Raw genomic sequence first — 25,141 nt, forward strand, 5'->3', positions numbered from 1 at the left:
GAGACGGAAAGGTCGAGCACGCTAAGGTTTGAATACCCGCGGTCAAGCAAGTCGTCCACGAGCGTGGAGGCACCCCCGCCGACATCGATGATTGATGCGGCAAATGGAACACCGGACGCCTGGATGAGCCAAACCGACTGCTCGGCATGCTCTTGGAACCAACTGACCGTGTTGGTCGGTTTTGTTGCGTAAACGTGCTCCCAGTGTTTCTTGAGTTCCATGGTGATTCCTCATTCGGTGGTGGAGGGTCAACTCGTGTTGTGGGGGGCGCCACGCCTTGTCACCCTAATCTGGCGGCAAGGGCGCCATAAAACCAGACCAATTGCGCCATTCGGCCTGGTTTTTCGGATTCCGCTCCGGGCTGGGAGGCGCTCGTGGTGAGCTTATCGAGTTTTCACGACGTTGGGTGCCACGCGGCGCCACCCTTCCACGCAGGGTTCAGTCTGGAGCTTTCTTGCGGATGCCTTCGCGCCCCAGCGTGCGACGGCATAGCCATCACGCCCCACAAACAGAACCGTTCCGCTCACTCGAGGGGTGTGGCGGAGTATTTTCTAATTCAGGAATGAGCCTGAAGCCAGGTTGAGTTGGGTTCTTTGAAGTCGGGTTGATCGAAGTTGAAAGGGTCAGTGTAAAGAGGGTTGGGTTGTGGCTTGGACCTTTGATTGGAAGGCCCCTGCCAGGCCGCCGGAGGCCCCCCTCCAGTCTTGCTGCAAGCACTGCCCACGCGCGCCGTCTTTTCTGTTTGGATCTGAGCGGGTTGGGATGGATCCGTTCCCCGCGGCGCAGAGTGGCCCCCTGTCAGGCCTGTTGCCGTGGCGCGTTGAACCGCGCAAAGAGCGCCGCCTTGGCCTGCTGCATGGCCTGAGCGGCGGCCAGATCGGTTTGCGCAGCCGCCTGAGCCTGCAAAGCGTCTAGCGTGATGCCTGCCTTGAAGCGCACCAAGCCCTGCGCACTGAGCTGCGCCAGGCAAGCCAGGGGCGTCTTCACATCGGCGTGGGCGTAGCGCTTGACGATCTTGCCCTTGGGGCTGGTGATCTCCGTGGCAAACAAGCACGGACGATGCCCATTGAGCCAAGGGTTGAAGACCGTTTGGTAGAAGGCATTGATCCTCTGGGCATACTGCTGCGGGATGTGGCTGTACCCCATGTGTTTGCGCACCACGCTGGCGTTCTTGCTCTCGGCCAGCGCGTTATCGTTGCTGTGGCGGGAGCGGGACTTGGTCTGCTCGATCCGCAGCTTCTCCAGCATCTTGGTCACGCGGGCGTTGATGTATTCCGAGCCGTTGTCCGAATGAAAGCCTGCGATCTCGAAAGGAAACTGGGCGATGACCAGGGCCAGCACGGGCAACAGATACGCCTCGCTGATGCCCTGCACGCAAGCCTGCACCTGCCATTGGCTGACCGCATCCACGCAGGTGATGTGATACACCCCCTTGATGCCGTCCTGGTCGCCCTGGTGCACGGTATCGATGCGCACAAAGCCTGCGCGTCCCTGGGGTTGCGGTGCGCGCCGCGTGCCAATGGGGTTGTTCACCGGGCGGGTCTTGGTGACATGCAGGCGCTGGGCGCGGTAGCCAGCGCTCTTGCGCAGGTTGTACAGGTGCGAGACTGACAGCGTGGCCAGGCGGGCATAGCGCGCGTCGCCATAGACGTGGTAGGCCCGCTGCAGCAGGTGCGCGATGGCCGGGCCGCAGACATCCTCATGGGCGCGGTCCATCTCCACGAGCAGCGTCACATCGCCGGGCGTGAACTTGCGGGCAAAGGGGGCTGCCGGGGCGCCGTAACGCTTGACCAGCGGCTCTGCGGCCAGGCGGTTGGCCTGCCACCGGCGCACCAGGCGCGTGAGTTGCGCGCGGCTGTAACCGCTGGTGTGACGCAAATAGGCCAGCACCACCCCGCGTTCACACTTGGTGCGTCGGGGGTAGTCAAGCCGCCGCAGAACCCGACTGATGTGGGCGTAGCGCTGCGCATCGTCGCCGTGCGGTGAAAACGCAACTTGTGCATTGGCGCTGAGAAATTGCTCGAGTTGCGCGATTGTGGTCAGTCGCGTGTCGTCCATGTTGATCACCATCCTGTGGATGATCAACCCGCTTGAAACTCAGACCCGAACCCGCCTTCAGGCTCATCCCTCGATGGAAAGACGCGCCTCGCTCAGGCTCATTCCACGTTGGACAAGGCTGGGTCTGATCGCCAGAAAGACCACTTCCGTACGCTCGGGCAAAACCGGCAGCGGGGGCCAGAATGCCTGGACCTGGCATCCAATGCGTTGCAACTGCTGAATCAACTGCAAGCCATCCTGATTGTCCGGATGGAACACCAGAACCTTGATATCCCGGAGATCTTTCAATGGCGCTTGCGCGTCGAGAACTCTGGATCGCCTCCTGACTCGCTCCACCTTCAGATCTCCAGATTGTCAATCCTCGCCGCCCAGTCGCCCAAGGAGTGAGTCACCAAATAGGGATCCGGGTGCACGGCACGACGCGCCTCGCGAACAATCGTGAATTGCCCCTTCGAGTTCGCGATGCCGATTCGCGGGTAAAGGCAAGTATGGTGATTGCTCGGCTCGATTCGTATCCGGCCCTGCGGCGCCTCGAACTCGCTTCCCAGCACAAAGGGCAGGATCGCGGCAATTTCGTCACTACCCGATTTTCTCATTGCGTTGGCGAAGATGTGTACCTGGAAAAACGACGCTTCCCAACACATATTTGGGACGCAGAGATCCCCGAAGCCTGCGTTGTATCTCGCCAAGCAACTTCGATTTGCCTCGGACTCGATGCTCTGAAAATAGGGGGCAGACGTAAAATGCCCCGCAGCAATATTGGCCCCCATCTGCGAGATCTCCGCCTCCGAGGTCGTGAGACTGGCTATCGGCATTTGCTTGGGGCTGAGACCGGCCTCCGCATAGGCGCGATACAACAGAGTGGTGGAATCACCAACCACCGTCGAGAAAATAAAATCCGGCTTCTTTGCCTGGACGTCACGGATCACGTTCTGGAAGTGCTTGAAATCTGCCGTCAGCGGAACGTATACCTCGGCCAATTTCTTGCTGTCGGGGTGCTGCTGGACCAACTCACCCATGATCCGATTGGATTCGTAGGGATAGATGTAATCGGAACCCACCAGATAAACCCTGGCGCCGAAATTGGAAACCATAAACTCAGCCAGTTGCACGCTGTTCTGGTTCGGCGCAGCGCCCGTATAGATAACGTTGTTCGAGAACTCGAAGCCCTCGTAGAGGGTTGGGTAGAACAACAGTTTGTTCCATTTCTCGATGATTGGGATGACCGCCTTCCGACTACTGGACATGTAGCAGCCGAAGATGACGTTAACCTTGTCCCTCGTGATCAATCGCTCTGCCAGCCGCGCGTACATCGCGGGATCCGACTGAGCGTCGTAGCGCACTGGGAGGAGTTCACGACCATCGATCCCCCCCTGCTTGTTGATATCGTCGACGGCCAGTAGCGCCCCCTGGAGCTGCGAGCGTCCGATCGTTGAGGTAGCTCCGCTATCAGAGAAAAGAAGGCCAATTTTTACAGGATCTTTGTTTGACACTGCACCAGATCATCCCCTTGGCCGAGACCACAATCTACGAGATGGAACGCCGCGGTGAATTCCCGCGGCGCTTCAACCTGACGCCGCGCTGCGTGGTCTGGGACCTGGACGAGGTGGAAGCCTGGATCGACGCGCGCAAGCAAGCGGCCCAGGCTGGCTCCATGGGGCCAGCATCAGGCCCGAATGTACGACTGCGCAGGAACCGCCCGGTCCGGAAGGCATCGAGCCTGGCCTGATGCTGGAGCACGGTCAGCCGACCAGCGCGTTCAACTCCCGAGCGGCCTTCGTCGGAAGCCAACGGGCCTCCTTGGCCAGGTTGACCTGCAGCGCCACCTTCGAGACTTCCAGCACGCTTCGCTCCAGCGGGTAGCCACCTTTGGCTTCCAGCCAGGCCAATACTTCCGCGAGATGCCAGATCGACGCGCTGCCCTCGTGGACGGGCGCCGGGAAGCTGCCGGGGTGGGCGAGCATGAGCTTGCGCATGTTCTGGCGCGACACGCCCACGACTTCCGCGACATCGGTGAGGCCCACGAAATCCGGCGCCGCCTCGATCAGCCGCGCGGACGGGATGGCGCGCTTGACGTCCGCCAACGCGCTGCGCACGGCGGCCTCGGCACTGTCGGCCGCGCGCGTGAACTCCAGCGCCAGCCGGCCCGGCTGCCCGATGCCGACCAGCGCATCGTCGCAACCCGCCTCGCCCAGACGCTCCACCAGGACGTCCGGATCGTCGTCGTGCTCGGCGAGCCGGTATTTCAGGGTGAAGATGTATTCCATGCGTCACTCTTCGGAGGTCGAGCCGGCTTCGCGCTGCCGCTTGTGGCTCGTGCAGTTGTCCACGACCCGCCGCAGCGCCCGTGCGTGGTTGCCGGGGTTCTTCGGCGTGTGCTCCACACGCTGGTGATGCAGAACTCGCCGCAGCGGCATGCGTCATCGTCGTAGGGGCAGTAGATCCTGCCCCAGGCGTGACCGCCGCCAGCCTCGACGCGCCAGCCCTGCGCTTCCGCGCGCCTGAGCGCTTCCTCGACTTCCTGCTTCGGATGCGGCGGACGAGCCATTCAACGTTTCCAGTATGGATTCAGATAGCAAGGTTGTCAAGTGACTGTGACAACCTTGCTCAAACCCATGCGCTCAGCACCGGCACGGTCATGTTGCTCGGCAACAGCGTGGGCGTATAACTGCCGCCCAACACCCAGGCGTCCACCAAGTTGGCCCACTCCTGCAGCATGTGGCGCCGCTGCTCGGCGTACTCGGCCTTGTTGTAGATCGAACGCGAGGAACGGCCGTCCTCGTGCGCCAGGCACTTCTCGATCCAGTCGCGGTTGAAACCAATCTCGTTGAGCAACGTGGAACCGGTGCGGCGCAAGTCGTGCACCGTGAACGGTTCCAGCGGCAGGCCAGCCGCCTTCGCGCGTTCCGAGACGATCTGGGTGACGCGGTTCAGCGTCGCATGCGACATGCAGCGGTCAGCGTCGTAGCGGGACGGCAGGACGAACTTCGAGCCCGCGGCGCAGGTATGCAGGGCGACGAAGATGTCCAGTACCTGCCGCGACAGATAGACGTTGTGCGGGTTGCGCCCCTTCATCCGGTGCTTCGGGATCGTCCACAGCGCGCGCTCGAAATCGACCTCATCCCAGGTCGCCTCGATCAGCTCGCTCTTGCGCACCAGCGTCAGCACGATCAGGCGCAGCGCCAGGCGGATGGTCGGATACGTGGCCACCGATTCCATCTGTCGGTACATCAGCCGGATCTCGGCCGGCGACAGCGCGCGGTCCTTCGGCACGAAGGTCGCGATCGAGGCCGCCCCCACGTCGTCGGCCGGGTTGGCGACCTTCTCCCCATGCAGGATGGCGAAGGCATAGACCTGCCTCACGATGTCGCGGATGTGCACGGCCGTGGCCGGTGCGCCGCGGGCCTTGACCTTGTTGCACAGCGCGCGCAGGTCGTCGGCGCCGATCTCGGTGAGCAGCCGGTTCTTGAACGCCGGCAGGATGTCGCGCTCGACGATGCTCTTGCGCATCGACCGGGTGCTGTCGGCCATCTTTGCGTCCTGCAGCCACCGCCCGGTCATGTCGCCGAAGGTCTTGGCCGCCGTCAGGCGGCGCTTCTCCCGCTGCTTCTCGTGCGCCGGCGACCGCCCTTCAGCGACGGGCCGCTTGGCGTCCAGCAGCTTCTCCCTGGCGAGCGCCAGCGAAATCCCGGCCGGCCCATAGCGGCCGATGGTCAGCGTCTCGCGGCGCCCGTTGAGACGGTAGTCGTAGCGGAACGTGAGGTACCGGCCGTGGATATCGTCACGTACATGCCGTCGCGGTCAAAAGCCTTGTACGGCGCGGACTTGGGCTTGAGGTTGCGTAGCGCTGTGTCGGTCAACATCGAGGTTTTCCTCCTGTTCGAGACGGTTCTTACCGTCAGGGGTCAGGAAACCTGATGATGCCGGGGAACCCGCATGAAACCTAGGTTTTCGGGAGGATTTTTACCGTCATGACCGAAATAGGCATGACGGTCAACGGGAGGGTCTTAATCGGAGCTTCGCAGACTACCGTCAACTTGACCGCCACCTTGTCGCGCTTGCCACCGATAGCTGGCGATAGGTGTGGAGACGCAAGTATTGATAAATCAATACGTTATGACGCTTTTTGGATAGCTGCCGATCGTCCCCGAAGGACCTCAAATCACTCCCACTCGATCGTCGCCGGTGGTTTGGAGGAGACGTCGTACGTCACGCGGTTGATGCCGCGCACTTCGTTGATGATGCGGCTGGACACTTTTTTCAGCAGGGCGTAGGGAAGCTCGGCCCAGTCGGCGGTCATGAAGTCGCTGGTCTGCACCGCGCGCAGCGCAACCACGTAGTCGTAGGTGCGTCCGTCGCCCATCACGCCAACGCTCTTGATGGGTAGGAACACGGCAAAGGCCTGGCTGGTGAGGTCGTACCAGCTCTTGCCCGTGGCCTCGTCCTTGAAGGCGCGCAGTTCCTCGATGAAGATGGCATCGGCGCGGCGCAGCAGGTCGGCGTACTGGGGCTTGACCTCGCCGAGAATGCGCACGCCCAGGCCGGGGCCGGGGAAGGGATGGCGATACACCATCTCGGGCGGCAGACCCAGCGCCACGCCGAGCTCGCGCACCTCGTCCTTGAACAACTCGCGCAGCGGCTCCAGCAGCTTGAGGCCGAGCGTTTGCGGCAGCCCGCCGACGTTGTGGTGGCTCTTGATGGTGGTGGCCTTCTTGGTCTTGGCGCCACCGGACTCGATCACGTCCGGGTAAATAGTGCCTTGCGCCAGCCATTTGGCATTCACCAGCTTTTTCGCCTCGCGCTGAAAGACTTCGACGAACTCGCGGCCGATGATCTTGCGCTTCTGTTCCGGGTCCTGCACCCCTGCCAAGGCGCCGAGAAATTCTGCACTCGCATCCACGTGCACGACCTTGGCATGCAAGCGCCCGGCGAACATCTCCATGACCAATTGCGCTTCGTTCAGGCGCAGCAGGCCGTGGTCGACGAACACGCAGGTGAGCTGGTCGCCGATGGCGCGGTGGATCAGCGCCGCGGCCACGCTGGAATCGACCCCGCCGGAGAGCCCAAGGATGATCTCCTCCTCGCCAACCTGCTCGCGGATGCGGGCCACGGCTTCGGCGATGTAGTCACCCATGATCCAGTCACCCCTGCAGCCGCAAATCCCGCGCACGAAGCGCGTGAGGATGGCCTTGCCCTGCACGGTGTGCGTCACCTCGGGATGAAACTGCACGGCGTAGTAGCCGCGCGCCTCGTCGGCCATGCCGGCAATCGGGCAGCTTGGCGTGGACGCCATCAGTTTGAAACCTGGTGGCAGCGCCGTGACCTTGTCGCCATGGCTCATCCAGACCTTGAGCATGCCGTGGCCTTCGGGCGTGCTGAAATCTTCGATGCCATCGAACAAACGGGCATGGCCATGCGCCCGTACCTCGGCGTAGCCGAACTCACGGTGGACAGAGGCCTCGACCTGTCCACCCAACTGTTCGGTCATCGTGAACATGCCGTAGCAAATACCTAGCACCGGCACGCCCACCTCCCAAACCGCCTGCGGTGCGCGCAGCTCGTGGTCCTCATAGGTGCTGGCGTGGCTGCCTGAGAGGATGATGCCCTTGAGCCCCTTTTGCGCCATCTCGCGGATGAAGGCGTCGCCCACATCGTTCGGGTGGATTTCGCAGTACACATGCGCTTCGCGCACGCGGCGGGCAATAAGCTGAGTCACCTGGGAACCGAAGTCCAGGATCAGGATGGTGTCGTGCATGAAGGCGGGTTCAAGTGCAATGAGGCCATGGCGGAATGGCGATCGCCGCCACTCCGCCCCTGTGTCAATCGACGTGGTAGTTGGGTGCTTCCTTCGTGATCTGCACGTCGTGGACATGGCTTTCGCGCATGCCGGCCGAGGTGATTTCGACGAACTGCGCCTGCCCGCGCATGGCGTCGATGCTGGCGCAGCCGCAATAGCCCAGGGACGAGCGCACGCCGCCGACCAACTGATAGAGGATGGCGGCAAGCGAGCCTTTGTAAGGCACCCGGCCTTCGATGCCCTCGGGCACGAATTTCTCGGCTCCCGCAGCGGCCGAAGCATGGGTGCCGTCCTGGAAGTAGCGGTCGGCCGACCCGGCGTTCATCGCGCCGATGGAACCCATGCCGCGGTAGGTCTTGTAGGAGCGACCCTGGAACAAAATCACTTCGCCCGGCGCCTCTTCGGTCCCGGCGAACATGCTGCCCATCATCACCGTATGCGCGCCGGCGGCAATGGCCTTGGAGATGTCGCCCGAATAACGCACCCCGCCGTCGGCCACCAGCGGCACGCCGCTGCCGGCCAGCGCCTGCGCCACATTGGCAATGGCCGTGATCTGCGGCACACCGACGCCGGCAACGATACGGGTGGTGCAGATGGAGCCTGGCCCGATGCCGACCTTGACGCCGTCCGCCCCCACATCGGCCAGCGCCCGCGCCGCCTCGGCCGTGGCGATGTTGCCGCCGATCACGTCCACATCCGGGTAGTGCTGCTTGACCCAGCGCACGCGGTCGATCACGCCCTGGCTGTGGCCGTGCGCGGTGTCCACCACGATCACGTCCACCCCGGCGCGCACCAAAGCCTCCACGCGCTCCTCGGTGCCGTCGCCCACACCCACGGCAGCGCCGACGCGCAGCTTGCCTTGCGGGTCGCGCGCCGCGTTGGGACGTTCGGTGGCTTTCTGGATGTCTTTCACCGTCATCAAGCCGCGCAGCTCGTAGGCGTCGTTGATCACCAGCACGCGTTCCAGCCGGTACCTGTGCATCAGCGCCTTGGCTTCGTCCACCGTGGCGCCTTCACGCACCGTGACCAGCCGCTCGCGTGGGGTCATGATGTCGCGCACAGGCGAGTCGAACCGCGTCTCGAAACGCAAATCGCGGTTGGTGACGATGCCCACCACCTTGCCGTTCTCGATCACCGGAAAACCCGAAATGCCATGCTGGCGTGACAGGTTGACCACGTCGCTGATCTTGACGCTCGGCGAAATGGTGATCGGATCCTTCAGCACTCCGGATTCGTAGCGCTTGACACGCGCCACCTCCGTGGCCTGCGCCTTGGGTGTGAGGTTTTTGTGGATGATGCCGATACCGCCTTCCTGGGCCATGGCAATGGCCAACTTGGACTCGGTCACCGTGTCCATCGCCGCCGAAATCAGCGGAATGTTCAGGCGCACGCGGCGTGTGAGCTGGGTGGAAAGGCTGGTGTCTTTGGGTAGAACTTGAGAATAAGCCGGGACCAGTAACACGTCGTCAAAGGTCAACGCTTTTCCGAGCAGGCGCATAAATCCTCCAGGCGCAAAAGGCGATGATAAAAGACCGCGCGCTCTCGCACTCGGGCGCACAGGTGCGGCATGCCCGCAACACCTGCCCGAATGTGAGGCTGCAAGCCATGAAAACAGGGCTTTGCGGCGGGCAAATGGCTTAAGCTTTTGCACAAACATGGAGCCATGAATGCCCGCAGTCGCCTCCGTCCGCACCCCAAGCCGCTTGCTGCATGCTGGCGCCGTGCCTGCCGCCTTGTTCGCTGTGGCCAGCCTTTTCATGGTCCAGTCCGCCATGGCTCAATGGAAATGGATTTCCCCCGCCGGCGTGGTGCAGTACAGCGACCTGCCGCCGCCGCCGAATATTCCACTCAAAAACATCCTGGCCAAACCGGCCGCCGCTTCCATGCGGACACATGCGCCGGCGGCAACGACGGCTTCTGGCCCTGCATCCGCCTCGGCGCCAGCGGCGAAGGACACAGCGCAGTCTCAAGCGCAAACCCAAGCCACGCGCGAGCTGCAGCAAAAGCTGGAGCAAGACAAGCGCGCCAAGGAAGCGGCGCAACGTTTGCAACAAGAGGTTGGCGCACAAGCCAGGCAGGCCAACTGCCAACAGGCGCAGCGCCAGTTGCAGACGCTCGACAGTGGCGTGCGCCTGGCCGAGATGGACGCGCAGGGTAACCGCGCCTTTCTCACCGACGCCCAACGTACCGCGCAGCGCCAGCAGGCCATGGCTGCGGTTGCGAACTACTGCCGCTGAGAGCGCCATGACGCCCGCTCGCTTGCCGCCGGAGCGAGCAGCATCGGTTGTTTTTATCTTGGCCCGCCGCCTGTTTCAGCGCGCATCTTGGGCGGTGATTCAGCCTGTTGCAGCAGCCAGTTCCAGCATCAGGCGGATGCGAATCTTGATGGCGTTCAAGCCGTCGAAGTCACCTCCAGACAAAGCTCCCACGCGCGAGGCGTAAGCCACCCTGATGCCGGCTGCCTCGGCCTCGTCGAGGGCAGTTTGCAGCTGCTCATGCACCGTGCCGCTGCCCGTTCCCAGCACCACCAAACCCGCCAGCTTGTGGCTTGGATCGCCGCTTTGCGATGCCTGCATCAAGGCCCGCACCACCGCGCCGTCTGCGCCCGCATGGCTATGCACCAACTCCACGCGGGGCCAGCTTCCCCTTGGGGGTTGCCATGGTGTCTGCGGCAACGGGCCTGGCGGTTGCGACGGCAGCTGGCGCGTGATCTGCACGCCCTGCACGCCGACGAAACCGAGCGGGCCGCGTTCGCCGGACGAGAACGCATCCACCGCCGTCGGCTGTGCTTTGCTCACATCGCAAGCGCTATGAATGCGCCCATGCAGCACGCAGACCACGCCAAGCCCTCGTGCCTGCAGGCACGCGGCGACTTGCACCGCGTCGTACAGATTGCGCGGCCCGTCGGCCGAGAGCGCCGTGGCGGGCCGCATCGCTGCGGTCAAGACCACAGGCTTGCCAGCCGGCAGCACGCAATGCAGGAAGTAGGCGGTTTCCTCCAGCGTGTCGCTGCCATGGGTGACGACGCAGCCGGCCACGTCACCCTGCTGCAACCCGTCGCGGATGCGGCCGGCGAGTTGCACCCAGACGGCAGCGCCCATGTCCTTGCTGTCGATGCTCGCGATTTGCTCGGCCTGCAAGTTCGCAAGTTGCTCGATGCCGGGTGCGGCAGCAACAAGAGCGGCGATATCGAGCGCGCCGGCCCGGTAGCCAGCCTGTGCCGGATGCGCCGTGGAGACCCCGGCGATGGTGCCTCCGGTACCGAGCACGAGAACTTTGGGCAGGGAAATATCGATTTTTGATTGCATGCGATGATGATCTGGATAAAAATACAGGCTGTTGATGATGACAGTATCCGGCTTAATATTCTGGCCCAGCCTCGAAGCCCAGCCCAGGGGCAAGCACCTTGGATTGGTCCTTTGACTGGCTTGAGAGAGGAAGCACCATGCCGACACCCAGCACCAAGCTTACTGCGCGTCAGGGAGAAATCCTCACGCTCATTTCCAAGGCCATCGAGCGCACCGGCTACCCGCCCACGCGCGCCGAAATTGCCGCCGAACTGGGCTTTCGTTCGGCCAACGCCGCGGAAGATCATCTGCACGCCCTGGCGCGCAAGGGCATGATCGAACTCTCTCCGGGTACGTCGCGCGGCATTCGGCTCACCAGCACCGCCAGGCAAACGGTGCGGCCGGCAACCTGCCGCCCGCTCGCGCGAGCCTTGCCCGGCATGGAACAACTCATGCTGCCGCTCATCGGCCGCGTGGCTGCCGGCAGCCCCATCCTGGCGCAGGAACATATCGAGCAGACCATCGGGGTCGAGGCCCAGATGTTTGCATCCCGGCCTGACTATCTGCTCAAGGTCAAAGGCATGAGCATGCAGGGCGCCGGCATTCTGGATGGCGACCTGCTGGCGGTGAAACAGACGCAGGACGTGCGCAGCGGCCAGATTGTCGTGGCGAGGTTGGGAGATGAGGTCACGGTCAAGCGCCTGCAGCGCAAATCCGGGCACATTGAACTGCTCCCCGAAAACCCGGATTTCGCGCCCATCCTGGTGCAAGCAGATCAGGTTTTCGCGATCGAGGGTCTGGCCGTCGGCCTGATTCGCAACGGCTTTTGACCCAGCCTTGAAGGCTCGCAAACAACGCTCTTGGTGGGTAGCGTCGTTCGGGGCGCTTATTCGTCAGCGGAGCCTGATCTGGGGCCCATGTGCAGCGGCTCGGCGCTGACCAGCATGCCGTCGGCGTCGGCATAGAGCCAATCGCCAGGCCGCACCGAGACGCCCTGAATCCGAACCGCGAGGTCGCGCTGACCAGCGCCCTGTTTGCGCGGCGGCATCGGCATGGTTGCCAAGGCACGTACGCCAACCGGCGCTGCGGCGATTTCGGCGACATCGCGAACACAGCCGTCGATCACCACGCCAGCCCAGCCACTCCGCGCCGCCAGCGCGGCAAGATTGCCGCCAAACAGCGCGTGCCGCATCGAGCCGCCGCCATCCACCACCAGCACCCGTGCCAGACCGGCGCCCTCCAGCGCGGCGCGAACCAGGCTGTTGTCTTCAAAACACTGCACGGTGCTGACTTGGCCGTGAAAGGACTGCAAGCGGCCAAAGTTCCTGAACTGCGGCGGCAAAACCCGAACCAAGCCCGTGGCGATCGCCTCCAAATGCTGATCGCAAAAATCGCAGGTTGAAATCAACGATTGCATGATGTTGCTCCTCATGGTTGAAAGCCCCGCTTGCAGGCTTGTCTTGGCTTCACATTGAAACTGCAAACAGTGCAGCCGCGCATGCTTGAGATCAAGCCGCTCGTCCTAAATAGGGCGGGTTGTGAACAGCTTGTCACTCGGTGGTGTATGCCGACGGCGTTATCCTTGCGCCCTGACGTTTGAACCCTGATGACTCTTTTCATGAGTTCCTTGCTGCACTGGCTCCACCCCTGGTATCCATCCTGGCCGATGGCGCTTTTCCTGCTGGGCGGTGCTGTGCTTTACCTGCGCGGCACACTCAAGCAACACACGCCCTGGTGGCGGCAAATGTGGTTCTGGCTGGGCTGGCTGCTCACGTACCAGGGGCTGCAGACCCAGTGGGACTACTACGCCGAGCATCAGTTCTTTCTGCACATGCTGCAGCAGATGGCGCTGCACGATCTCGGCCCCTTGCTGGTGATGCTTGCCTGGCCCGGGCCCACCTGGCGGGCGGGAATCCCGGCGCGCTGGCGCAGTCGTTATCTGGTGCCCCTGATGCGCACCACGCCGATGCGGGGCCTGACCGATTTCGTGCTCAACCCCTGGATTGCCGGCGCGCTGTTCTCCGGGCTGGTCGTGTTCTGGCTGGTGCCCTTCATCCATGTGGGCGTGATGCTCAACACCACGGTGTACCAGTTGATGAACTGGACCATGGTGTTCGATGGACTGTTGTTCTGGTGGCTGGTGCTCGACCCAAGGCCTGCGCCACCGGCGCATATGCGACCGGGCGGGCGCATTTTCCTGCCCATCGTCGCCATGGTCCCGCAAATGATCCTGGGCGCCGTGCTGGCGCTGACCAGTACCGACTGGTATCCCATCTACACCCTGTGCGGCCGGGCGATATCGGGCATCGACCCGTTGACGGATCAGCATCTCGGCGGCTTGATCCTGTGGATTCCGGCCTCCGGCATCAACGTCATTGCCGCCATGGTGGCCTTGCGGAACTGGATGCGATTGTCGGAACGCGGCCGCTTGCCGGAACCGTCACGCCAAGCTGCTGCACAAAACTCCCCCGATCCCCATCCCGAGCCCAGGCCCAGACCCGCGGGCTGAAGCCGATGGATTGCAGCCGCCGACATCAACAAGAGCCACCGCCTGGCCTCGGCTCAATCGGCTAGCAGCTGTTTGACGTCGTGCACGATGGACGGCACGGGAGAGAGGTCCGAGCCAATCAAGATGCCACGTCCATCCTTGCTGAAGACATAGATGGCGGCGCTGTGGTCAACCACGTAATTGCCGGACTTGTCCTTCTTGCCCAGCCGGTAGGCAACGTGGTAGCGCTTGGCCACATCCTGAATTTCCTGCGGCGTCCCCGTCAGGCCAATGGCTTGCGGACTGAATGCCTGGGTATAAGCACGCAGAATGGGGAGCGTGTCACGGACCGGGTCGACCGAGACCATCAGGATTTGCACATCCTTGCCCTGCGGTCCCAGTTCCTTGACCGCCTCGGCCAGATGCGACATGGTCAAGGGGCAAACATCCGGGCAATGGGTGTAGCCGAAATACAGGATGACCACCTTGCCTTTGTAGTCGGCGGCCGTCACCTTTTGCCCCGTGTCCGAGGTCAGGTTGAACTTCAAGTTGGCCAATACGGCGCTGACATTGTCGAGATCCCAATGCTGCTTTTGGCCGCAAGCCGCAAGTGTGGTGACCAAGGCCAGCGCACCAGCGGCCAGGAGGAGGGTTCTGCGTCGTGCATTCAAGTTCATACTGCAAGCCAAGTGGAAGTTTCGGCCATCATCGTAACCGCTTGAAACGGGGCCGAGAGGCCATATTGCTCTGCGCCTCTCGGCCCTGCACAGCCTGAAGTGGGCGGGCCTTTGCTCTGCGGATGCGGCAGCGCAGGCACATGAGAGACAGGACGCAACGCAAAAGGTTCCGATTACCGGGCGTGGCCTTGCGCGCCGGCAAGGCCACGCCCGAAGGCTTCAATGCACGGTGCGCTCGAACACGATCTGGCCGTCGCGCACGTCCACCGGCACCACCGACTTCGGTCCGAAGCCGCCTTCCAGGATGCGTCTGGACAGCGGATTCTCGATCCGGCTCTGAATCGCGCGCTTCAGGGGCCGCGCACCGAACACCGGGTCGTAGCCAGCCTTGGCAATTTCGGCGATCGCCGCGGCCGACACCTCCAGCTTGATGTCCATCTGCGCCAAGCGGCTTTCCAGCGACTTGAGCTGAATGCGCGCAATGCCTTCGATCTGCACCTGGCTCAGCGCGTGGAACACCACCACCTCGTCGATGCGGTTGAGGAACTCTGGGCGGAAGTGCTGCTTCACCTCGACCCAAACGGCATCACGAATCTCCTCCTGCGGTTGCCCGGCCATGGCCATGATGTGCTGCGAGCCCAGATTCGAGGTCATGACGATGACCGTGTTCTTGAAGTCCACGGTGCGGCCCTGACCGTCCGTCAGGCGGCCGTCGTCGAGCACCTGCAGCAGCACGTTGAACACGTCCGGGTGCGCCTTTTCCACCTCGTCGAGCAGGATCACGCTGTAGGGCTTGCGCCGCACCGCCTCGGTCAGATAGCCGCCCTCCTCATAGCCGACATAGCCCGGCGGCGCGCCAATCAAGCGCGCAACCGAATGCTTCTCCATGAATTCGCTCATGTCGATGCGAATGAGGTGGTCCTGGCTGTCGAACAGAAACTCGGCCAGGGCCTTGCACAGTTCGGTCTTGCCGACACCGGTGGGGCCGAGAAAGAGGAAGGAGCCGTATGGCCGGTTCGGGTCCGACAGGCCTGCGCGCGACCGACGAATGGCGTCGGACACAGCGCGAATCGCCTGATCCTGCCCCACCACCCGCTGGTGCAATTTGTCTTCCATCTGCAGCAGCTTGTCGCGCTCGCCTTGCAGCAACTTGGACAGGGGAATGCCGGTCATGCGGCTGACCACTTCGGCAATTTCCTCCGCCCCCACCTGGGTGCGCAGCAGGCGCGGCGTGGCTTTCCCGCCCCTGGCATGGCCCGCCGATTCCTGGGCCTGGGCGTCTTTCAACTGGCGCTCCAGTTCGGGCAGGCGGCCATATTGCAGTTCGGCCACCTTGTTGAAATCGCCCTTGCGCGTCAGCTCCTCGATCTGGAAGCGCATCGCGTCGATCTGCTCCTTCACCTGCGCCGAACCCTGCACCGCAGCCTTCTCGGCTTTCCAGATTTCTTCGAGGTCGGAATACTCCTTTTGCAGCTTGGCGATTTCGTCTTCGATCAGGCCGAAGCGCTTTTGCGAGGCTTCGTCCTTTTCCTTGCGTACCGCTTCGCGCTCGATCTTGAGCTGGATGATGCGGCGGTCCAGCCGGTCCATCACCTCGGGCTTGGAGTCGATTTCCATCTTGATGCGCGAGCCGGCCTCGTCGATCAGATCGATGGCTTTGTCGGGCAGAAAGCGGTCGGTGATGTAGCGGTGGCTCAGCTCCGCCGCGGCGACGATGGCCGGGTCGGTGATGTCCACGCCGTGGTGCAGTTCATAGCGCTCCTGCAGTCCGCGCAGGATGGCGATGGTCGCCTCCACCGTGGGCTCGTCCACGAGCACTTTCTGGAAGCGGCGCTCCAGGGCGGCGTCTTTCTCAATGTATTTGCGGTACTCGTCCAAGGTGGTGGCGCCAATGCAATGCAGCTCGCCGCGCGCCAAGGCGGGTTTCAGCATATTGCCCGCATCCATCGCGCCTTCGGCCTTGCCGGCGCCGACCACGGTGTGAATTTCGTCGATGAACAGAATCACCCGGCCCTCTTCGGCCGCCACTTCCTTCAGCACGGCCTTCAGCCGCTCCTCGAACTCGCCACGAAACTTGGCGCCCGCCAGCAAGCCGGCCATGTCCAGCACCAGCACACGCTTGTTCTTCAGCGTCTCCGGCACCTCGCCGTTGACGATGCGCTGCGCTAGGCCCTCGACAATGGCCGTCTTGCCCACGCCGGGCTCGCCGATCAGCACCGGGTTGTTCTTGGTGCGCCGCTGCAAGACCTGGATGGTGCGGCGGATTTCGTCGTCGCGGCCGATCACCGGGTCGAGCTTGCCGGCGCGGGCGCGCTCGGTCAGGTCGAGGGTGTATTTGTTCAAGGCCTCGCGCTGCTGCTCGGCGTCGGCGCTGTTCACGCTCTGGCCGCCGCGCACGGCGTCAATCGCCGTCTCCAGCGATTTGCGCGTCAGCCCGACCTCGCGCGCCAGCCGGCCGGCGTCGCCCTTGTCGTCGGCCACGGCCAGCAGGAACAATTCGCTGGAAATGAACTGGTCGCCGCGCTTGCCGGCCTCTTTTTCCGTGAGGTTTAGCAGATTGTTCAACTCGCGGCTGATCTGGATATTCCCCTCGTTGCCCTGCACCTGCGGCAGTCGGCCAATTGCCGCCTGCGCCGCAGTGGCCAAGCCTTGTACGTGGACTCCGGCACGCGCCAGCAAGGCCTTGGGGCCATCCTGCCGCAGCATGGCCGCCAGCAGATGAACGGGCTCGATATAGGGATTGTCCTGCGCCACGGCCAAAGACTGAGCCTCGCTCAAGGCTTCCTGGAATTGGGTGGTGAGTTTTTCGAATCGCATGGGTCACTCCATTTTGACTACCACAGGAGATGCGGCTGGATACTTGCATTTTCAAGTCGAAGTCATCGTCTGATCTTGATCTGGATGAAACCCCGTCTGCGGTTTACACGTCATACTGCGCTTGTCAGGTATTGCCGCGGCGCGCGCCATTCCGACGCAACTCGCTTGCAATGCAGCATTTCGCCCATATGCTGTAGGTAAATACTGCTGCACCGATTCGCAATTCAACCCCCAGCAACCCAAAGGAGAATGACCATGGCCAAGACCGCTGTGCAAACCCCCGCCAACGTGACCGACAAGTTCGTCACCGACCTGAAGGAAGTTGCCGCCGATGCCGAGGAACTGCTCAAGCTCACAGCCGGCCAGGCGGGCGACAAGATTGCCGATGTGCGTGGGCGTTTGAGCGAGCGCTTGGGCACCGTGCGTGACCAGGTGGCGCAAATGGAGGCCGATGTGCTCGAAAAAGGCAAGGAAGTCGCCCGCGTCACCGATCAATATGTGCACGACAACCCTTGGACGTCGATTGGCGCCACCGCAGGCGTGGCCTTCCTGCTCGGCTTGCTAATCGGCCGCCGTTAAAGTTTTTCCGTGGCCGATCATCCCGACATCGGCTGGAGCGGCAGCCTGCGCGCCCGGCTCGACAACCTGCTGGCCGCAGCGCAAACGCGGCTGGAACTGCTCACGGTCGAGCTGCAGGAAGAAAAGCTGCGCCTCGCCCGCCTGTTGTTCATGACGGTGCTGGCAGCCTTGTTCCTGGGTTTCGCCGCCGTGTTCGCCGCGCTCTGGATCACCGTCGCCTTGTGGGACAGCCACCGGCTGCTCGCACTGGGCCTGTCCACCGGCCTGTTCGTGACCCTGGGCGTGGCCGCAGCCACCGTGGCGGCGCGCACCGTGGCCGCCGGCAGCCGCTTGTTCGCCGCGTCCATCAACGAATTGAACAAGGACCGCTCGGCCTTGGGACGCGAGCCATGACCATCGAGCGCGCCCATGAGCCCCGAGTCGGTTGAATTGCTGCTGCGCAAGCAGCGCCTGCAGCTCGTTGCCGCAGACCAGCGTCGTGGCTGCTTGGCCCTGGTCGATGATGTGGAGGCGGGCATGGACAAACTGGCCCGCCTGCAGACCAGCCTGCAAGGCTTGGGGCAGTCCATGCGGGAGCATGCGCCGGCGCTTGCCTTGGCTGGGCTGGCTGTGTTGGTCTGGCGCCCGCGTGGGGTGTTGCGCTGGGCGCGGCGCGGCTGGCTGCTATATCTCGGAACCCGCCGTTTGCGCAGCGTTTGGGGCGCTGCACTGGCAGCCGTAGGCAAGCTGCGTGGTGGGACCGAAGCCCGCTCTGCCGCAGAGCAAGCCTAGGGTCTCTGTTTGCCGCGTGGGAATCAGCCGGCTGTGCTGTTGCTTGCCGTGATGCCCCAGCGCGCCAGCGCCGCATCGTCGGCCTCGCGGGCATCGACCCAATGTGCCCCGTCGGGGGTGGTTTCTTTCTTCCAGAACGGCGCCTGGGTCTTGAGGTAATCCATCAGGAAGGCACAAGCCTCGAACGCCGCATGGCGGTGAGCCGAAGCCACCACCACCAGCACGATGGGGTCGCCCGGCTGCAGGGCGCCCACGCGGTGAATCACGGTTGTCGCCTGCAGGGACCAGCGCTGCTGCGCCTCTTGCACCATGTGCGCAATGCTGTGCTCGGTCATGCCGGGGTAATGTTCCAGCTCCAGCGCCTGCACAGCCTGTTCGCCCTGCCCGGCTAGAGCCGCGTTACGGTCGCGGCAAACACCTTCGAAACAAGCCACGGCGCCGATGTCGGTGCGGCCCGAGCGCATGCGGCGCATTTCCTCGCCGGCGTCGAAGCACTCATTCTGGATACGGATGGTGGGGGTGAAGGCGGTCATGGCTGTTCGGTGGCACGCAAGCTCAGCCGCCCGTCACCGGCGGAAAGAACGCCACCTCGCGTCCTGGAATCCAGGGCGATTCAGGCTCGGCCATGATGTGGTCGCAAGCCATGCGCAGGGGCTTGTCCTGGCCAAGTGCGAAGGCGTGGCGGGAACTGCGCGCTGCCAGCCAGGCGCGCACCTCCGCCAGGGTGGTCAGGTTATCGGGCAGCTCCAGGGTCTCGCTGCCCAGACCGACGGCCTCGCGCACGCTGGCGAAATAACGGATGGTGGTTTGCATGGTTGGACTCAAACGAGCAGCTCGGCGAATGGAATGAAGCGCACCGGGTCGCCCACCTTGAAGGTCATGCCAGCCGGATTATCCACCAGGCCATCGCCCCAAACCGTGGAGGTCAGCACCGCGGAGTTCTGGTTGGGGTAGAGCTCGACCTGGCCGTTGGCGTCAAGACGGGCGCGCAGGAATTCGCGGCGCTTGTCGGCCCGGGGCCAGTTCGAGGCGCTGGGCAGCGACAAGCCGCGGTGGGCGAGTAGCTTCGCGCCCTGCAGCGCCAGCAGGAACGGGCGCACGAACACCAGGAAGGTGACGAAGCTGGAAACCGGATTGCCCGGCAGACCGATGAAATGCGCGTTTCCACCAGACGGCCGCCGCACCGCACCGAAGGCCAGGGGCTTGCCGGGCTTCATCGCGATTTGCCACAACGCCAGCTGCCCCAAGGCCTGCACGGCGGGTTTGACATGGTCTTCCCCGCCGACGGAGACGCCGCCGGATGTCAGGATGAGGTCATGCTCCGCTGCCGCGAGCCGCAGCGCGTCTTGCGTCGCGTCCAGCCGGTCGGGCACTTGGCCGAGATCCGTCACGGCACAACCCAGGCCCTGGAGCAGGCCGCTCAGCAGGAAGCGGTTGCTGTTGTAGATGGCGCCCGGCGGCAGCGGCTCGCCGGGCATGATGAGTTCGTCGCCGGTGGACAGCAGGGCCACGCGTGGGCGTGGCGCCACTTGCAGCGTGGCGACGCCGACTGACGCCGCCTGCCCCAGATCCTGCGGCCGCAGGCGGTGGCCGCGCTCCAGCACCACGCTGCCGGCCTGCACGTCGCAGCCACGTGGGCGCACCCATTCACCCGGCTTGGGTGCGTGCTGCAGGGTGACGACATCGCCGTCGGCCACGCATTGCTCCTGCATCACCACGGCATCGGCTCCATCGGGCATGAAGGCGCCCGTGAAAATGCGTGCGGCCTCGCCCGGCTGAAGCGGCTGGCCCACATGGCCGGCGGCAATGCGCTGGCCCATATGCAGCCGGGTGCCGGGGCTGATGACGTCGGCGCTGCGCACGGCGTAGCCATCCATCTGGGTGTTGGCAGCAGGCGGCACATCGACGGGGCTGCGCACCTCGGCAGCCAGCACGCGTCCCAGGGCTTGCAGGACGGCCACCGACTCCGCGCGGCCCAACGGACGTGCCGCCTGAAGCAGCGCTTGCAAGGCGGCATCCACCTCCATCAGAGCAGTGTCATGAGCTTGCATCGGAGCGGTGAAAAAGCAGGTGGTTGTCGAGCAGCCATTGGGCCACGGCGGCGGGTTGGTTGATGTCGAGAATGGTGGCAGTGGTGGGTTGCGGCAAGCTGTGCAGGTCGTCCGTGGCGATGGCGAGGATACGCGCGTCGTCGGGATAGCACACCGGCTTGCCGGCGTTTTGCCGCCAGACCTCGATTTTAGGAATGGGGGCGTGCTTGAAGCCCTCCACCAGGACCCAATCCACCTTGTGCAGCATGGGCAAGAGCTCATCGACGGTGTGTTCGACCGGCTTCGCGGACTCGCGCTGCAGCGCCACCAGATACGCGGACGCGACCAGCACCTCGTGCGCGCCGGCTTTGCGGTGGCGCCAGGAGTCCTTGCCGGGATGGTCGATGTCGAAGTTGTGATGCGCGTGTTTGATGACCGAAGCGACGAGGCCGGCCCGTCTCAAATGGCCAACGAGCTGCTCGACCAGGGTGGTCTTGCCGCTGCCGGAATAGCCCGCAAAACCGACCACATGCAGCGGTCTCTCGTCCTGCGGCAGCTCAGACATGCTCGGCGATATAGGCCTTGAGCGCATCGACATCCGGCTTCATGACGACGAATTTCTGTGGTCGCTGCTCCAGGCTCTCGGCTGCTGCCGGACGCTGTGGCTCCTGGCCGATGGCTTCCACCAGCGTCGCCGAGAACTTGGCCGGCAGCGCGGTTTCCACCACCAGCATGGGAACGCCCGGCTCCAGGTGAGCGTGCGCCACGGCCACGCCATCGGCGGTATGCGGGTCGATCATCACGCTGCTGCGCTCCCACACTTCGCGGATGGTCTGCAGCCTGAGGGCGTGGTTGCTGTGGCCGGAAACGATCTCGGCCTGCATGCGGGAGAACGCCGGGTCATGCGACACATCGAAATGCCCTTGCTCGCCGAGCCGGCGTTCGAACAGGTCGCGCGTACGGGCGGAATCGCGCCCCAGCATGTCGAACATATAACGCTCGAAGTTCGAGGCCTTGGAAATGTCCATCGACGGGCTGGAGGTGTGATGGGTTTCGGCCGTGCCGCGCGGCCGGTACACGCCACTGCGAAAGAATTCGTCCAGCACGTTGTTCTCGTTCGTGGCCAGCACCAGGCGGTGGATGGGCAGGCCCATTTGCCGCGCCACATGGGCGGCGAGGATGTTGCCGAAATTGCCCGACGGCACGGCGAAAGACAGCGGCTCGCCGACACCACGCACGCTGCGCAGATAGCCCGCGAAGTAATACACCACCTGGGCCACGACCCGCGCCCAGTTGATGGAATTGATGGTGCCGATGCGCTTGGTGCGCTTGAAGCTCAGATCGCTCGACACCGCCTTGACCATGTCCTGGCAGGCGTCGAACACATCCTGCACGGCGATGTTGTGGATGTTGGCGTCCGCCAGGCTGTACATCTGTGCCGTCTGGAACGGGCTCATCTTGCCGAACGGCGAGAGCATGAACACGCGAATGCCGCGGCGCCCGCGCATGGCGTATTCGGCGGCGCTGCCGGTGTCTCCCGAGGTCGCGCCGAGGATGTTGAGTTCCTGCCCGCTCTTCGCCAAGGCCTGCTCGAACAGCCGCCCCAGCAGTTGCATGGCCATGTCCTTGAAGGCCAGCGTCGGCCCTTCGGACACGCCGAGAAGACTGATCCGCGCGTCCAGCGGTTTGATGCGCACCACCTCGGCGCTGCCAAAGACCTCGGCGGTGTAGGTGGCCCGCACCAAGGCACGCAGGGCCGCGGCGTCCATCGGTTCGACATAGGGCTGCAGGATCTCGAAGGCCAGCTCGGGATAGCTCAAGGTCTGCAGGCGGCGCAAATCATCCAGGCTGAAACGCGGATAGTGCTCGGGCAGATACAGCCCGCCATCGGGCGCCAGGCCCTCGAGCAGGATGTCGTCGAACTGACGCTGCGCGGCCTCGCCGCGGGTGCTCAAGTAAAACATCAGCGCAACTCCTCTTTGCGCAGGCGCACGATGGGCGCAAGCACGGTGTCGAGTTGCTGGATGCGCGCCAGGGCCTGGTTCATCTGGCGCTCCAGGGTCTCGTGGGTCAGCAAAATGACGTCGGTGTGCTGGTCGTTCTCGCCCGATGGGCGTTGCAGCAGCGCGTCGATGGACATGCCGCATTCGGCCAGGATGTGGGTGATCTCAGCCAGCACGCCGGCTTCGTCGCGCACGCGAATGCGCAGGTAGTACGCGGTGGTCACGCGCTCCATCGGCAGAATCGGCGTATTTGCCAACGCCCCCGGTTGGAAAGCCAGGTGCGGTACGCGGTGTTCGGGGTCGGCGGTATGAAGGCGCGTGACGTCCACCAGGTCGGCGATGATGGCTGAAGCGGTGGGTTCGGACCCGGCGCCCTTGCCGTAGTAGAGCGTTGCGCCGACGGCGTCGCCCTGCACCACAACGGCATTCATGGCACCTTCCACATTGGCCACGAGCCGGATTGCCGGAATGAGTGTGGGATGCACGCGCAACTCGATGCCCTCGGGCGCACGCCGCGTGATGCCCAGCAGTTTGATGCGATAACCCAGCTGCTCGGCATAGCGGATGTCGGCCGCGTCGAGATGCGTGATGCCCTCCACATGCGCCTTGTCGAACTGCACCGGAACACCGAAGGCGATGGCGCAGAGGATGGTGATCTTGTGCGCGGCGTCGATGCCCTCGATGTCGAAGGTCGGGTCGGCCTCGGCGTAGCCCAGGCGTTGCGCTTCCCGCAGCACGACATCGAAGCTCAAGCCCTTGTCGCGCATTTCCGAGAGGATGAAGTTGGTGGTGCCGTTGATGATGCCGGCCACCCACGCGATGCGATTGGCCGCCAGCCCCTCGCGCAGCGCCTTGATGATGGGAATGCCGCCTGCCACCGCCGCCTCGAATGCCACCATCACGCCCTTGGCATGCGCTGCGGCAAAAATCTCATTGCCATGCAGCGCGATCAGCGCCTTGTTCGCGGTCACCACATGCTTGCCAGCGGCAATCGCGGCGAGCACCAATTCGCGCGCCGGTGAAATGCCGCCGAGCAGTTCCACCACGATGTCGATATCGGCTCGGGTGGCAAGCTCCATGAAGTCCTGCGTGATGGGCAACGTGGTGCCGATGGACAGGCGCGCCTTCTCCGGATTGCGCGCGGCGACCGCCGCCACCGCAATGCCGCGGCCAGCGCGGCGGCGCAATTCTTCCTGGTTGCGCTCGAGCACCTTGACGACCCCTGAGGCCACCGTACCCGCACCCAGCAGGGCGATTTGAATTGGATTCATCGTGTTGAACGAAGTGGGGAAAGACCCGGCGCCAAAACGCTGGGCAGCATCAAGCTGCAATGCGCTTGCTTTTACGCTGATGTTCGAGAAACCGCGCGATGCGGCCGATGGCCTCGGTCAGGTCATCGGCATTGGGCAGGAACACCAGACGGAAATGGTCTGGGCGTGGCCAGTTGAAACCCGTCCCCTGCACAATCAGCACCTTTTCCTCGGCCAGCAAATCGTAGGCAAATTGCTGATCGTTGACGATGGGGTAGATCTTCGGGTCCAGCCTGGGGAACATGTACAACGCAGCTTTGGGCTTGACCACGCTCACGCCGGGAATCTGCGTCAACAGCTCATAGGCAAGATCGCGCTGCTTGGTCAGGCGGCCATTCGGCGCCACCAGATCCTTGATGCTCTGGTAGCCGCCCAGCGCGGTCTGGATGGCGAGCTGTCCCGGCGTGTTGGCGCACAGGCGCATGGACGCCAGCATCGCCAGGCCCTCGATGTAATCGCGCGCATGGCGCTTGTTGCCCGACACCACCATCCAACCCGAACGGTAGCCGCAGGCGCGGTAGTTTTTCGACAGCCCGTTGAAGGTGACGAACAGCACATCGTCGGCCAGCGAAGAAAGACTCAGATGCGCATTGCCGTCGTACAAGGTTTTGTCATAAATCTCATCGGCAAACACCACCAGTTCGTGCTCGCGCGCCACCTGCACCAGTTCCAGCAGCAACTCCTTGGGGTAGAGCGCGCCGGTTGGGTTGTTCGGGTTGATGACGACCAGGGCCTTTGTATTCGGCGTGATTTTCTTGCGAATGTCGGCGATGTCCGGATACCAGTCGGACTGCTCGTCGCAGATGTAATGCACCGGCTTGCCGCCCGACAGCGAAACCGCGGCGGTGTAGAGCGGGTAGTCGGGCGCGGGAATCAGGACCTCATCGCCATTGTTGAGCAAGGCGTTCATGCTCATATTGATGAGCTCGGACGCGCCATTGCCGATGAACACATCGTCGATGCTCACCCCAGCCACACCTTGCTCCTGGGTGTAGTGGACGATGGCCTTGCGTGGCGCGAACAAGCCCTTCGAATCGGTATAGCCGGCGGCCTGCGGCAGGTTGTGAATCATGTCCTGCACGATTTCATCCGGCGGATCAAACCCGAACACAGCCAGATTGCCAATGTTCAGCTTGATGATCCGCTGGCCGTCCTCTTCCATCTGTCGCGCTTTGTCCAGCACCGGACCCCGGATGTCGTAGCAGACATCCGCCAACTTGTTCGACTTCCGAAATTCCCGCACATAACCTCCATGGACCCGATTTGTCCTCGATTCAGCCCTGGACTTGGGCCGCCCACAGGCCCGACAGCATTGGACCGAACC

23 protein-coding genes and 4 pseudogenes are annotated in these 25,141 nt (G+C 63.5%); 7 read left to right on the forward strand and 20 right to left on the reverse strand.

Annotation, left to right across the window (positions count from 1 at the left end; translation table 11 throughout):
- The 4 genes and pseudogenes from THIX_RS17205 to THIX_RS17220 all read right to left on the reverse strand — a co-directional run.
- Positions 1-221: pseudogene (locus tag THIX_RS17205) on the reverse strand (SAM-dependent methyltransferase); the annotation flags it as partial.
- 577 nt (positions 222-798) lie between these two features.
- Positions 799-2,058 carry a DDE-type integrase/transposase/recombinase gene (locus tag THIX_RS17210; protein ID WP_112487438.1) on the reverse strand — a complete coding sequence of 420 codons (1,260 nt, stop codon included), beginning with the start codon at positions 2,056-2,058 and terminating at the stop codon, positions 799-801.
- 63 nt (positions 2,059-2,121) lie between these two features.
- Positions 2,122-2,346 (reverse strand): hypothetical protein, encoded by a 225-nt coding sequence (locus THIX_RS17215; protein ID WP_112487165.1) that lies wholly within the window; start codon positions 2,344-2,346, stop codon positions 2,122-2,124.
- Between the two features lie 50 nt (positions 2,347-2,396).
- Entirely contained in the window at positions 2,397-3,551 is a 1,155-nt protein-coding gene (locus tag THIX_RS17220) for a transporter substrate-binding domain-containing protein (protein WP_112487166.1), read from the reverse strand.
- Between THIX_RS17220 and THIX_RS17225 the strand changes: the two are divergent.
- Positions 3,551-3,787, forward strand: a pseudogene (locus THIX_RS17225) (helix-turn-helix transcriptional regulator); the annotation flags it as partial. The gene THIX_RS17220 and the pseudogene THIX_RS17225 overlap by 1 nt on opposite strands.
- Positions 3,788-3,800: 13 nt before the next feature.
- On the opposite strand, the gene THIX_RS17230 reads toward THIX_RS17225, so the two are convergent.
- The 5 genes and pseudogenes from THIX_RS17230 to guaB all read right to left on the reverse strand — a co-directional run bounded on the left by THIX_RS17230 (position 3,801) and on the right by guaB (position 9,353).
- On the reverse strand, positions 3,801-4,325 hold the full coding sequence (locus tag THIX_RS17230; RefSeq protein WP_112487167.1) for an AlpA family transcriptional regulator: 525 nt from the start codon (positions 4,323-4,325) through the stop codon (positions 3,801-3,803).
- 3 nt (positions 4,326-4,328) lie between these two features.
- Positions 4,329-4,606: pseudogene (locus tag THIX_RS17235) on the reverse strand (hypothetical protein).
- Positions 4,607-4,665: 59 nt separating this feature from the next.
- Positions 4,666-5,921 (reverse strand): annotated as a pseudogene (locus THIX_RS17240) (tyrosine-type recombinase/integrase).
- Positions 5,922-6,220: 299 nt separating this feature from the next.
- Positions 6,221-7,813 (reverse strand): glutamine-hydrolyzing GMP synthase, encoded by a 1,593-nt coding sequence (guaA, locus tag THIX_RS17245; protein WP_112487168.1) that lies wholly within the window; start codon positions 7,811-7,813, stop codon positions 6,221-6,223.
- A gap of 64 nt (positions 7,814-7,877) precedes the next feature.
- On the reverse strand, positions 7,878-9,353 hold the full coding sequence (gene guaB / locus THIX_RS17250) for an IMP dehydrogenase (protein WP_112487169.1): 1,476 nt from the start codon (positions 9,351-9,353) through the stop codon (positions 7,878-7,880).
- Between the two features lie 169 nt (positions 9,354-9,522).
- On the opposite strand from guaB, the gene THIX_RS17255 reads away from it, so the two are divergent.
- Positions 9,523-10,092, forward strand: coding sequence for a DUF4124 domain-containing protein (locus THIX_RS17255; RefSeq protein ID WP_233224611.1), 570 nt, complete (start codon positions 9,523-9,525; stop codon positions 10,090-10,092).
- Between the two features lie 99 nt (positions 10,093-10,191).
- Here THIX_RS17255 and THIX_RS17260 read toward each other — a convergent pair whose 3' ends face one another.
- Positions 10,192-11,163 carry an asparaginase gene (locus THIX_RS17260; RefSeq protein ID WP_112488437.1) on the reverse strand — a complete coding sequence of 324 codons (972 nt, stop codon included), beginning with the start codon at positions 11,161-11,163 and terminating at the stop codon, positions 10,192-10,194.
- Positions 11,164-11,300: 137 nt separating this feature from the next.
- On the opposite strand from THIX_RS17260, the gene lexA reads away from it, so the two are divergent.
- Positions 11,301-11,972: a transcriptional repressor LexA gene (gene lexA / locus THIX_RS17265; RefSeq protein ID WP_112487170.1), complete on the forward strand. Its 672-nt coding sequence runs from the start codon at positions 11,301-11,303 to the stop codon at positions 11,970-11,972.
- A gap of 56 nt (positions 11,973-12,028) precedes the next feature.
- Here the strand turns inward: lexA and rraA are convergent, their stop codons facing one another.
- Complete coding sequence (rraA, locus tag THIX_RS17270; protein WP_112488438.1) at positions 12,029-12,559, reverse strand: ribonuclease E activity regulator RraA; 531 nt, start codon at positions 12,557-12,559, stop codon at positions 12,029-12,031.
- A 201-nt stretch (positions 12,560-12,760) separates the two neighbouring features.
- Here rraA and THIX_RS17275 point away from each other — a divergent pair, with 201 nt between their 5' ends.
- Positions 12,761-13,651: a cytochrome c oxidase assembly protein gene (locus THIX_RS17275; RefSeq protein WP_112487171.1), complete on the forward strand. Its 891-nt coding sequence runs from the start codon at positions 12,761-12,763 to the stop codon at positions 13,649-13,651.
- A 53-nt stretch (positions 13,652-13,704) separates the two neighbouring features.
- On the opposite strand, the gene THIX_RS17280 is transcribed toward THIX_RS17275, so the two are convergent.
- The gene (locus THIX_RS17280; protein WP_233224612.1) at positions 13,705-14,301 is read right to left on the reverse strand and encodes an SCO family protein; all 597 of its coding nucleotides are present in this window, start codon (positions 14,299-14,301) and stop codon (positions 13,705-13,707) included.
- 225 nt (positions 14,302-14,526) lie between these two features.
- Entirely contained in the window at positions 14,527-17,124 is a 2,598-nt protein-coding gene (gene clpB / locus THIX_RS17285) for an ATP-dependent chaperone ClpB (protein ID WP_112487173.1), read from the reverse strand.
- Positions 17,125-17,379: 255 nt separating this feature from the next.
- Between clpB and THIX_RS17290 the strand changes: the two genes are divergently transcribed.
- From THIX_RS17290 to THIX_RS17300, 3 genes are read left to right on the forward strand one after another with little or no spacing between them, the layout of a single operon-like run.
- Positions 17,380-17,703, forward strand: coding sequence for a YqjD family protein (locus tag THIX_RS17290; RefSeq protein WP_112488439.1), 324 nt, complete (start codon positions 17,380-17,382; stop codon positions 17,701-17,703).
- A 9-nt stretch (positions 17,704-17,712) separates the two neighbouring features.
- Positions 17,713-18,096, forward strand: coding sequence for a phage holin family protein (locus THIX_RS17295; RefSeq protein WP_112487174.1), 384 nt, complete (start codon positions 17,713-17,715; stop codon positions 18,094-18,096).
- A gap of 15 nt (positions 18,097-18,111) precedes the next feature.
- The gene (locus THIX_RS17300) at positions 18,112-18,474 is read left to right on the forward strand and encodes a YqjK family protein (RefSeq protein WP_112487175.1); all 363 of its coding nucleotides are present in this window, start codon (positions 18,112-18,114) and stop codon (positions 18,472-18,474) included.
- Positions 18,475-18,497: 23 nt separating this feature from the next.
- Here THIX_RS17300 and moaE read toward each other — a convergent pair whose 3' ends face one another.
- Genes moaE through THIX_RS17335 form a run of 7 tightly spaced genes read right to left on the reverse strand, consistent with a single transcriptional unit; the run spans position 18,498 to position 25,060 of the window.
- Positions 18,498-19,007, reverse strand: coding sequence for a molybdopterin synthase catalytic subunit MoaE (gene moaE, locus THIX_RS17305; protein ID WP_112487176.1), 510 nt, complete (start codon positions 19,005-19,007; stop codon positions 18,498-18,500).
- A 22-nt stretch (positions 19,008-19,029) separates the two neighbouring features.
- Positions 19,030-19,287 (reverse strand): molybdopterin converting factor subunit 1, encoded by a 258-nt coding sequence (moaD, locus tag THIX_RS17310; protein ID WP_112487177.1) that lies wholly within the window; start codon positions 19,285-19,287, stop codon positions 19,030-19,032.
- Positions 19,288-19,295: 8 nt separating this feature from the next.
- Positions 19,296-20,525 (reverse strand): gephyrin-like molybdotransferase Glp, encoded by a 1,230-nt coding sequence (gene glp, locus THIX_RS17315; RefSeq protein ID WP_112487178.1) that lies wholly within the window; start codon positions 20,523-20,525, stop codon positions 19,296-19,298.
- On the reverse strand, positions 20,512-21,039 hold the full coding sequence (gene mobB / locus THIX_RS17320) for a molybdopterin-guanine dinucleotide biosynthesis protein B (RefSeq protein WP_112488440.1): 528 nt from the start codon (positions 21,037-21,039) through the stop codon (positions 20,512-20,514). The genes glp and mobB overlap by 14 nt, the downstream gene beginning before the upstream one ends.
- Before the next feature lie 22 nt (positions 21,040-21,061).
- A complete protein-coding gene (gene thrC / locus THIX_RS17325) occupies positions 21,062-22,468 on the reverse strand; it encodes a threonine synthase (RefSeq protein WP_112487179.1) in 1,407 nt (468 codons plus the stop codon).
- Positions 22,468-23,778, reverse strand: coding sequence for a homoserine dehydrogenase (locus THIX_RS17330; protein WP_112487180.1), 1,311 nt, complete (start codon positions 23,776-23,778; stop codon positions 22,468-22,470). The genes thrC and THIX_RS17330 overlap by 1 nt, the downstream gene beginning before the upstream one ends.
- Before the next feature lie 49 nt (positions 23,779-23,827).
- Positions 23,828-25,060: a pyridoxal phosphate-dependent aminotransferase gene (locus tag THIX_RS17335; RefSeq protein WP_112487181.1), complete on the reverse strand. Its 1,233-nt coding sequence runs from the start codon at positions 25,058-25,060 to the stop codon at positions 23,828-23,830.
- Between the last annotated feature and the right edge of the window lie 81 nt (positions 25,061-25,141).

Source organism: Thiomonas sp. X19 (genome assembly GCF_900089495.1).
GTDB lineage: Bacteria > Pseudomonadota > Gammaproteobacteria > Burkholderiales > Burkholderiaceae_C > Thiomonas_A.